Annotated in this window: 9 protein-coding genes; 7 read left to right on the plus strand and 2 right to left on the minus strand. The window is 38.3% G+C overall.

What is annotated here, in order from left to right; genetic code table 11:
• Positions 1–120: 120 nt before the first annotated feature.
• A complete protein-coding gene (locus tag V7137_RS18775; protein ID WP_420490151.1) occupies positions 121–768 on the minus strand; it encodes a spore coat protein in 648 nt (215 codons plus the stop codon).
• 195 nt (positions 769–963) lie between these two features.
• Between V7137_RS18775 and V7137_RS18780 the strand changes: the two genes are divergently transcribed.
• From V7137_RS18780 to V7137_RS18790, 3 genes are all read left to right on the plus strand, one after another.
• The gene (locus tag V7137_RS18780; RefSeq protein ID WP_335699488.1) at positions 964–1536 is read left to right on the plus strand and encodes an IMEF encapsulin system ferritin-like cargo protein; all 573 of its coding nucleotides are present in this window, start codon (positions 964–966) and stop codon (positions 1534–1536) included.
• A gap of 242 nt (positions 1537–1778) precedes the next feature.
• Positions 1779–2627 (plus strand): family 1 encapsulin nanocompartment shell protein, encoded by an 849-nt coding sequence (locus V7137_RS18785; protein WP_335699489.1) that lies wholly within the window; start codon positions 1779–1781, stop codon positions 2625–2627.
• Between the two features lie 4 nt (positions 2628–2631).
• Positions 2632–3012 (plus strand): 2Fe-2S iron-sulfur cluster-binding protein, encoded by a 381-nt coding sequence (locus V7137_RS18790; protein WP_335699490.1) that lies wholly within the window; start codon positions 2632–2634, stop codon positions 3010–3012.
• A 125-nt stretch (positions 3013–3137) separates the two neighbouring features.
• Here V7137_RS18790 and V7137_RS18795 read toward each other — a convergent pair whose 3' ends face one another.
• A complete protein-coding gene (locus V7137_RS18795) occupies positions 3138–3605 on the minus strand; it encodes a hypothetical protein (RefSeq protein ID WP_218347665.1) in 468 nt (155 codons plus the stop codon).
• A gap of 236 nt (positions 3606–3841) precedes the next feature.
• On the opposite strand from V7137_RS18795, the gene V7137_RS18800 reads away from it, so the two are divergent.
• The 4 genes from V7137_RS18800 to V7137_RS18815 all read left to right on the plus strand — a co-directional run bounded on the left by V7137_RS18800 (position 3842) and on the right by V7137_RS18815 (position 7406).
• Positions 3842–4861, plus strand: coding sequence for a polysaccharide deacetylase family protein (locus V7137_RS18800; protein ID WP_335699491.1), 1020 nt, complete (start codon positions 3842–3844; stop codon positions 4859–4861).
• 99 nt (positions 4862–4960) lie between these two features.
• Entirely contained in the window at positions 4961–5965 is a 1005-nt protein-coding gene (locus V7137_RS18805; protein ID WP_335699492.1) for an AI-2E family transporter, read from the plus strand.
• Positions 5966–6026: 61 nt separating this feature from the next.
• Entirely contained in the window at positions 6027–6260 is a 234-nt protein-coding gene (locus V7137_RS18810) for a hypothetical protein (RefSeq protein WP_335699493.1), read from the plus strand.
• A gap of 171 nt (positions 6261–6431) precedes the next feature.
• Positions 6432–7406, plus strand: coding sequence for a cation diffusion facilitator family transporter (locus tag V7137_RS18815; protein WP_335699494.1), 975 nt, complete (start codon positions 6432–6434; stop codon positions 7404–7406).
• Positions 7407–7510 lie beyond the last annotated feature (104 nt).

Raw genomic sequence — 7510 nt, forward strand, 5'->3', positions numbered from 1 at the left:
ATTCCATACATTACCTATGGGAATATCGTTATAATATTTAGTATAAAAAATCTATCCTTTCTTTCATTTCAAAATGAATTGGAAGGATAGATTTTTTTCTTATTTTATCTGGTCTTCATTCTAATGATTGATGTTGTTCATATTCATATTGTTAGTTTGCGGCATTCCTTGTGCAGGGGCGAAGGCGTTAAGAAGTTGATTCATGTCCTGCTGGGCAAGCTGCGGTACCTGATAGTAATGATGTTTATTTTGATAAATCGAGATTTCATAGGCCATTTCAATACAATTTGGAACAGAGTCGGCGAGGACGCGGCGAACTACCGGATTGGTTGTCTCACATGCAGCCATTGTCTTCGCTGAGGCCCCAGTTTTACAGGAAGCAAGCATGCAGCTCGAAATGAATTCATCATTAATCTCCGATGCAGATTGCCAAGGTTTTTTTGGCTGGGAGGGTTTCATCCCATAGACCCAATCATTGCCTTGTTTCATCATATATTTTCCTGTCGGTTTGGAAGGATCCTGTCCGGTTTTGAAACACTCCACAGTGATGTTGTATTCATCCTGCATAAATTGATATTGGCGGTCCAGAATATCCATCAATTCTGGATCTTTTACGTGTTGACGATATAACAAATAGGAATTCATGGTTCCTATTGCGCCTGATAAGACTTCATGTAAGTCGAAAAGTTCATGGCCACCGTGATTCATTTGTGGCGGTACAGATCCTGTATGCATGTTTTGGTGCGTCGTCCCCTGCGGATTTTGCATCATTTTGTATCTCCTCCTAAAAGTATTGGCATAACCATATTTATTATGTTTCAAGGGAGAAGAGTTATTCTCGAATATACTGTATTGTGCGGTCCAAGAATTGTTACAATTCGTAACTAATTACAGCTAACTAGGTATTAAAAGCGGATGCTAGCGTCAATAATGACAATAGTTAAGGAACTAGGGGTGCTTAAAATGAAAGAGGAACTCAAGATTTTTTATCAAATTTTTACAACCACCAAAGATGCAATTGAAAAGTTTATGAATATGCTGGATCCGGTCATTCAGAACGCAACCGATGACCATGAACGACTTTATTACCATCATATTTTTGAGGAAGAGGAGCAGCGGCTTTCTCGTTTAGTCGAGCTGATACCGCTTATCAGCAAGTTTGAAAACGAAAAGGACGAGAAGGATTTTGCACCGACTAATAATGAATTTAATCGTCTTCTCCAAGAGTTAAATCTTGAAAAATTCGGATTACATAATTTTGTGGAACATCTAGATTTAGCGCTGTTTCGCTTTACTGACGAGGAACGAAGCACCATGCTGAACCAATTACGGGAGGTATCTTACGAGGATTATCAGCAGGTTAAAGCGATGTTGATCGACATTAATAAACGGTTCGATAATGACTACATCGACCCGCATGCCCATCATGATCACGATCATGATCACTTAGACCGGTCAGTTAACACCTCATCTGCTGACCCAGTTGTGTCTTCGGCTAAATATAAAAAAGGATTTACTGTGGGGAGTTTAATCTAGGCATTTTTTACATAAGATTTTGATTGAAATTTGGTGTTTGGCGGAATAAATTTCGAACTTGGTGGAATCCGTCATAAGTTTGGCGGAATTAATCTTAGACTTGGCGGAATCAACGCAATAATTGGCGGAATTCCTAATTAAATCGGCTGATTCCGATCCAAACACCCAACATCAATAAATCAAAACCCTCATACTAACCCAATCCGAAAAAATAACCACTTTAAACACGAAAGGATAGAATCATGAACAAATCGCAATTATTTCCGGATGCACCATTAACAGATCAAGAATTTGCCGAACTAGACAAAACGGTCATTGAATCAGCACGCAGACAACTAGTTGGCAGGCGTTTTATCGAACTATATGGCCCGCTCGGACGAGGAATGCAAAGTATCTCAAATGACATCTTTATCGAAAATCAAGAAGCGAAAATGGACATCCAAGGATCCTTTGATACCACCTTCGAAACAAGCAAGCGAGTAAACCATACCATTCCTTTACTCTATAAGGATTTCATCCTCTATTGGCGCGATATTGAACAAACCAAGGTCCTCGATATCCCAATCGATTTTTCACCAGCAGCCAATGCGGCCCGTGACGTTGCCAATCTTGAAGATCAGATGATTTTTCATGGAGCTAAAGAATTTGATATCCCCGGCTTAATGAATGTTCAAGGCAGGCTGACGCACTTAATTGGAGAATGGTATGAATCGGGAGCAGCCTTTCAGGATATTGTCGATGCACGGAACAAGCTGCTTGAAATGAATCATCATGGACCGTTTGCACTGATCTTATCACCAGAACTGTACTCGCTTTTACACCGGGTTCATAAAGACACCAATGTATTAGAAATTGAACATGTCCGTGAACTTGTCACAGATGGAGTGTTCCAATCTCCGGTTTTAAAAGGAAGAGCAGGTGTGCTGCTTAACACCGGGCGGAATAACTTAGATCTTGCCGTATCAGAGGATTTTGACACAGCTTATATGGGTCAGGAAGGGATGAATCATCCTTTCCGTGTTTATGAAACCGTGGTATTAAGAATTAAGCGCCCAGGTGCCATTTGTACACTAGAGGCAATCGGGGATTAATCAGGTGAATAATCGAGTTTTTACAGTAGGCTCGCTCATTCCTGGAAAAATTGCGCCTGTACGGATTTATCCCACTCACTCTGTTGTTGAAAAAAGAGAAGCTAAACACCAATCCGGTAAAGTCATAACGCACCTTGAAAAAATATTCATCATTCAAGGCCGGAATCAATTTGAAATCGCACCTGCTGAAGGGACATTACTAGATGCAGCTTTAAAGCAAGGACAGGCAATCAAATATAAATGCCAAAAAGGAACTTGCGGACAATGTACAGTCCAGGTTCTGCAAGGCCCAAGTCTTTCGAAACCAAATGAACAAGAACATAAAAAACTTGGCGATGAATTAAACAACGGCTATCGATTGGCTTGCCAAGCCGTCATTCTTTAAACAAAGGCTTTGTTAAATCTCACTGTTGATTTGGCACAATGTTGATTGGAGCGGAAATCGACAGGCACGTTAAACAGAACCTAAACAAAAAAACGCGGTCCACCATAAGGCGGACCGCGTTCTCTTTATGCAAACAACTGAACTAATTTATCCTCAACAGGGAATGGAAGCGAGATATTGTGGTTTTTCAATTCTTTCACACTAATATCACGCACTAATTTCAACGCTTCTTTTTTGAATGAGCTCGTAACAAAACCAGCATTCACTTCACATAGCTTTTGTAAGTATTTCAATGTATCATGCAGTAAGTACTGTTTAATGTAAGTATTATTAAGCTGGCAAATTAATTTATGCTGTAAGCCTTTAATAACAGCAATTTGGTCAACATGTGCAATCACATTTGCACCATCTTGGTCAATAAATCCTACAGAAACATAGTGTCCTTTTGAGATATCAACATTAGTAAACACGGGGTTTAGGTAGGTTTCACCTGATAATAACCGAATCGAATCAGCTTCAGCCGCACCGCCGATTTTACGATGATTAGAAATAACCGTGTGAATATCCTTCAACCCATATAGCATGTTAAACATGTTGAATCCCCCTTCAGATAATCTCGTTAATTTAATATTAAAGATAATGAGAATCATTGTCAATGGGAGTTATATACCAAAATTATGAAGAAAAATGAAACAAAACCACCGATTCAAAGCATCGCTAAAGCAAAAGGAATTTATATCTAATAATTTCATAGATTGGTAACATTTTGATCAATAATTCGTCTATAATGGAGGTAGAAAAATAATAAACATCAAAGAGGGATTGATCAATGGGGAATCTTAAAAGCAGTTGGTCGAAGGGGACGTTAATTGCCGTCATTGTTGTTACTTTTTTGTTTGCAGGAATATTTGTCAGTAATTATTTTCAAGCAAAAGCAGCAGGCAGTGAATCTAATAATCACCCAAAAAATAAGGTTACGAATCAGCCTGTTGAAAAAAATGTGAGCGCAAAAACCATTGTGCAAAACACAAACGATGCAAAGTTGGAAAAAGAAAGAATGCAAAAACAGCAAAACGAAGCAGTGCACTGGAGAAACGAGCAAGAACGAGAGACTAGTAAGGTACCAAACAATCACACTACTGATACGGGGACACACCCCACCACAAAAGATAAAACTACTTCTCAATCACCGTCAAAGGAATCTAATGCAGCTCCGTCTAAACCCAAAAATACACAACAACTAAGCACAAGTGGAAAGAAAATTGTCTATTTAACATTTGATGATGGCCCAGCTCCATTTTCCGATAACATTATCAAACTACTTGAAAAGTATCAATTTAAAGCTACCTTCTTTATGATAGATGGGAATATTAAGAGATACCCTGAAGCGGTAAAATTAATGACCAAGACAGGAGAAACGGTTGGACTACATAGTGTATCCCACAGTCAAAAGAAATTTTATAAATCAAAAAAATCCGTACTCAGTGAACTAAACCAAAATCGAAACACCTTAAAGGAAGTTTCAGGTGTCAATTCATTTATCATGAGAACGCCTTATGGCAGTGCGCCAAACATGACAGACGAGTATAAAAAGGCTGTTAAGGAAAAAGGGTATATCATGTGGGATTGGAATATAGATAGTAAAGATTGGTATTATAAGGATAAGCGCTATGTCAATAATGTTATAGAGCAAATAAAACAGATGAAACACCATAACGGACCGCTTGTCATTCTTTTACACGAGCGAAAGGAAACACTTGCTCATTTGCCTAAACTTTTAGACTATTTAAAGAAAGAAGGCTTTGAAGGCAGACCAATTGAAAACACAACTACTCCTGTCCAATTTTAAAATAAGACAATATACCAGGAGATTTGGTATAATTAATGTATTGCTAAAAAATATTTTCATGTGAATTATAGTGAATATAATGGGGACCGATAATAGCCTATGATCAATAAACTTTTGCACAGTACAGGTTTCAAGCGAATATCTATTTTTGTCTTCATTGCCTTTGTTATTTATGCAATGAAATCTATGATAAATTTAATCTTGCTTACGTTCATATTTGCGTTTTTAATGGATCGTTTAGTGCAATTCATTGAACAAAAAATACCGATTAACCGAAAGTTGATCGTTGTCATTGCGTATGCGAGTATTGTTGGTCTGCTTTCGTATGGGTTGGTCATGTACCTGCCAATGATTGCAGGTGAAATTACGGCATTAATCAAGCAGTTAACCGCTTTTTATACGGCTAAGCATGATAACATTGTGCTGAATTATATTGTTAGTCGAATGGAAGAAATTAAAATCTCAAGTTACTTAGAGCAGGGCTTTACTTTTGTATTAAAGTACTTTACGGATATTAGTAAAATTGGATTGCAAGTTTTATTGGCGCTATTACTGAGTTTGTTCTTCTTATTAGAAAAACTGCGTTTAATTGACTTTACAAAGAAATTTAGAACAAGTAAAATTGCACCCGTTTACTCAGAAATTGAATTTTTTGCTCGAAAGTTCGTTGGTACGTTTGGTAAAGTAATTGAAGCACAATTGATTATTGCTGTTGTGAACTGTATTTTAACAACTATTGCTTTATGGATCTTGGATTTCCCACAGCTTGGCGGATTATCCATTATGATTTTCGTTTTGGGACTTATCCCTGTTGCAGGTGTTATTATCTCGTTAATACCGCTGACAATCATTGCTTATAGTATTGGCGGGTTGGTGACGGTTCTTTACGTCGGTATTGCGATTATGATTATTCATGGCATCGAAGCGTATATATTAAATCCAAATTTAATGAGTTCAAAAACCAATCTTCCTGTTTTTTATACATTCATCGTTTTGATTTTCTCAGAGCACTTTTTTGGTGTATGGGGGTTAATTGTTGGGATCCCCGTCTTTGTTTTCCTTTTGGATGTTTTAGAGGTGACCGAGAGTAAGAAGGTTAAATAAAAAGCCCAGCTGTGGGCTTTTTTGTTTATACTAGAGATATTAACCAAAAGGGGGAAATCAGATGAGCGAATGTAAGCTAAATCATACCCATGAAGATGTAAAAACTAAATATGAATCACAAGCAGCCTTTCTTCCAGAAGAGATGGAGCCATTGTTTAATCAGTTCTTTGAAAAAGAGCATACCCAGGACATCTTAAACGAAGTGTTCCATTTGCTTAAAAAATACGATTTAGTCGCTGAGGAAGAACAAGGAAACCGAAATAACCGCTTATATTTGGTACTGAATAACGTTTAAATAGGAAGGGCCCTATCGAATGATAGGGCCCTGTAAATTTCATCCTCTCACCATTTTGATCACCTTGTTGGAAAAATTTCCTTTTGTTGTCATTAAGGTTTATTTATAATGAAGTTGGTTATTTAAGAAAATATTAAGAAGAGAAAAGCTTACTTAAGAAAAGAGGATACGATGGGAGAAATATCGCAGTTATTAAAACGGGGCAATAAATCAGCCATGCTGGCGGCAATAATTAATACAATCATTTCGATTATTAAAGGGGTAGCCTTTATGTATACGGGCAATGTGGCCATGTTTGCTGAAACGATGCACAGTCTTGGCGATGCTGCTAACCAGTTTTTTGTGTTTATTGGGTCTGCCTTAAGTAAAAAGGCACCAACTGAGAAGTATCCAAACGGGTTTGGCCGCTTAGTGAACCTCGTCCTGTTGGGGGCTGTGTTGATTGTTGGAATTATGGCATTCGAGACCATAAAAGAAGGATATCACCATGTGGTTCATCCAACCGAATCTGGTGGGTTTATTGTTAATTTACTTGTTTTAGCGGTTGCCACTCTTTTAGAAATGTTCGTTTTATTTAAGGCAATGAAAGAGATTTTACATGAAATCGAAGAAGAGGCAAGCGGACTTCAAGTGTTTACTAAAAGTTTTGCCAACTTGGGAAAAGCTAAACCTGCAACGAAGCTTGTTTTCATGGAGGATCTGGTGGCAACTTTGGGCGGATTGCTGGCAATTTTGGCAGTAGTTATTTCCCATTTCACTGCATTTCACCAAATAGAGGGGCTTGCCTCCATGCTAATTGGCGCGATGATGTTATTTGTTGTCGGCAGGGTCTTTTTGGATAATGCTGCTGGGGTTCTTGGCCAAGCAGATGAAGAAATGGAAAACAAAATCGGCACCCTCGTGATGGAGGATCCTGATGTAAAGGATATTCAAGGGATAACCGTTATTAAAGAGGGCGAAGATCTGCACGTTGAATTAGAAATTGAGGTTGACCCAAGAATAACAGTTGCCGCTGCCGATGATATTAAGGATCGTCTTGAAGAAAAAATCATGGCGGAAAAAGGTGTCGTCGATGTCACGATTGAGTTTGATGAGGAAGATGAAGTCATGTCATGGCAAGCGCGCACGGAACAGAATGTAAAGTAAGCAAAAAGGTTCGCGGTATTCGCGAACCTTTTTGCTTCTTTTCTTATTGTCTAGCCTCAGCACTTAGGGGCCTCGGGTCATAAGTCAATCCGTCATGAAGGTTA

Source organism: Neobacillus drentensis (genome assembly GCF_036962765.1).
Lineage (GTDB): Bacteria > Bacillota > Bacilli > Bacillales > Cytobacillaceae > Neobacillus > Neobacillus drentensis_C.